Annotated in this window: 2 protein-coding genes; both read left to right on the top strand. The window is 37.4% G+C overall.

Translation table 11 applies throughout. From position 1 onward, the window contains the following. Positions 1-404 (top strand): hypothetical protein (locus IV87_RS11115; protein ID WP_162259958.1); only part of this gene is annotated, 404 nt, incomplete at its 5' end. Positions 405-1,169: 765 nt separating this feature from the next. Beyond that, the gene (locus tag IV87_RS10745; protein WP_057808131.1) at positions 1,170-2,123 is read left to right on the top strand and encodes a protein rep; all 954 of its coding nucleotides are present in this window, start codon (positions 1,170-1,172) and stop codon (positions 2,121-2,123) included. The last annotated feature ends 109 nt before the right edge of the window (positions 2,124-2,232 follow it).

Below are 2,232 nucleotides of genomic sequence, written 5' to 3'. Positions count from 1 at the left end.
GTTTTCATAAAGCTGTTAAGTCAGAAGCGGATACTCTTGATGCAATTTCAAAATTAAAATCTGATGTTCGTTCTGCTGATAGTGGACTGGCTATAATTTCTCGTGATATATGTGCTTTTGTTACTAGTGGAACTGACCTTATCGATGATAATACTAGGTATTTTTCACTGAATAAATTGCAATTGGAGCGTGACTGGGAAACTTATGGGTATCACTTCAAAAATCAGACTATTAATTGTTTAATGAATAAGCTTCTCGATGAGCTAAAAAGTACTGATGATTCTGTGAAAAATATTAAGCTTTTAGGAAAGACTCCCAGTTATACTTTTTATGATTCTGAAAGACCTGAAGTAAAGGAATTGTGTTCCTTAATAAATGCTGAAAGAAGAAAGATAATAAAATAAAAGTTAAAGGTCAATGCGCACTTACACACCACATGAAAATGTGGTGTCTTTTTTACAAACTGTATTAGATTTCGCTCTGCTCAAACTTGGATTGCTAATTTGGAAAAAATAACAAAAAAGCATGCTAGGATTTTCCTAGCATGCTGGAACATGTTACAAAAATTAAGTTCAGTCGTTTACACTCCTTCGAACTTAATCCTTGTACCACGTTGCAATTAAAACCGAGTACTAGCTGGTAGTCAACGGTACCGGAACGACCAACGGGAGCGAGGATAAGGAGTTGACTAGCTAACTAAACCCAGACACTGAATTGGCTGAAAGCCAAAGTTTCCTAAACTTTGCTTTCCTGCCCTCACGACGAGTGACGGGGTGAGTTTGAGCGGGTGCTCCCGCTCATGTTTTGCGGTCAAGCTGGTTCAGCTTGGTCGGGGTTCGGGGCGACAGCGCCCGAGGGCTTGAAACTGGCGATTTTTGCCAGTTTCTTCTTATCTTGATACATACTAGACACAATTATTTTTTTCAAAACTGCCTCCAAGCCTTGACACGTCTGGCCCAAAGCGTATTATGATGGTATAAAATAAAACAATAAAAAAACCCACGTGAGAATTCCTAGTTTGGCGACCCGGAACACGTGAGTTAATCTTGAATATTCGTATTTACTAGACATAGTTTAAAGCTTGAGTTATTAAGCGTCAAGTACCTAGGTTAAGTAAGTACATAAAAAGATTAGCTCCTCTCACGTGGCTGGTGAGAGGAGCTTTTGATTTGGCGAATAAAAAGATATTGCAAGATAAAAATAGTTATGGAAAGCCACGACCTTGGCGGCAGAAGAAATTAGAAAATTTGCGTTATGCGGAATATCTATCAATTTTGTTATATAAAAAAGCACATAAAGTACAAGGCTGTGCTGATGTTTTGCGTTTTCGAAAGTTGCCTGATGGTTCGACTAAGCTTTATCAAACGTGGTTCTGTAAGAGTCGGCTATGTCCTTTGTGCAACTGGCGTAGAAGTTTAAAAAACTCTAGTCAGTTAACTAAAATTTTGGCAGAAGCTCATCGACAGCATTCAACTGCTAGATTTATTTTTTTGACACTTACAGAAGAAAATTCAGTTGATGGTGTTGATTTAAAACGGCGTTTGAAGGTGTTAACTCATGCTTTCTTTAAGCTGGTTCATTACAAAAAAGTATCTAAGAATCTGCTAGGATTTGTTCGCTCAACTGAAATTACGACGAATGCAAATGGTTCTTATCATCAACATTTGCATGTTTTACTGTTTGTTAAGAGTGCTTATTTTAAAGGAACAGGAAACTATTTGTCTCAGGCTGATTGGACTAACTTATGGCAGAAGGCTCTTAAAAGCTCATATAAGCCGATTGTGAACGTTGAGGCGGTTCGAGTGAATAAATCTAAGGGAAAGTCTTCCTTGCTTGCTAGCGCACAGGAAACGGCTAAATATCAAGTTAAGTCTGCTGATTACATGACGGACGATGATAATCGTAATCAACAAGTAATTGATGACTTGGAGCAGGCTTTGGCTGGAACCCGTCAAATTGGTTATGGAGGCTTGCTGAAGATAATTAAAAAGAAATTGAAATTAGATGATGCTGATAATGGAGATTTGATTAATACTGATGGAAAACAGCTACTAGAACCGACTGAATCTGAGCTGATCGTAGCTAAATGGGATAGTCAACGAAAGAATTATCTGATTTGGTAGGTTTTCTTATATTAGATTGTGTAAGGACTATTACTTTACAAATTATTCTGAAGGAAGTTGGTTTTATGTTAAATATATTAGTTTCTGTATTGGTTAGCTGTTTGATTGT

It is taken from the genome of Pediococcus ethanolidurans (assembly GCF_001437405.1).
Classification (GTDB): domain Bacteria; phylum Bacillota; class Bacilli; order Lactobacillales; family Lactobacillaceae; genus Pediococcus; species Pediococcus ethanolidurans.
Note: the sequence above shows the minus strand (reverse complement) of the source record. Positions and strands in the feature narration are given on the sequence as shown.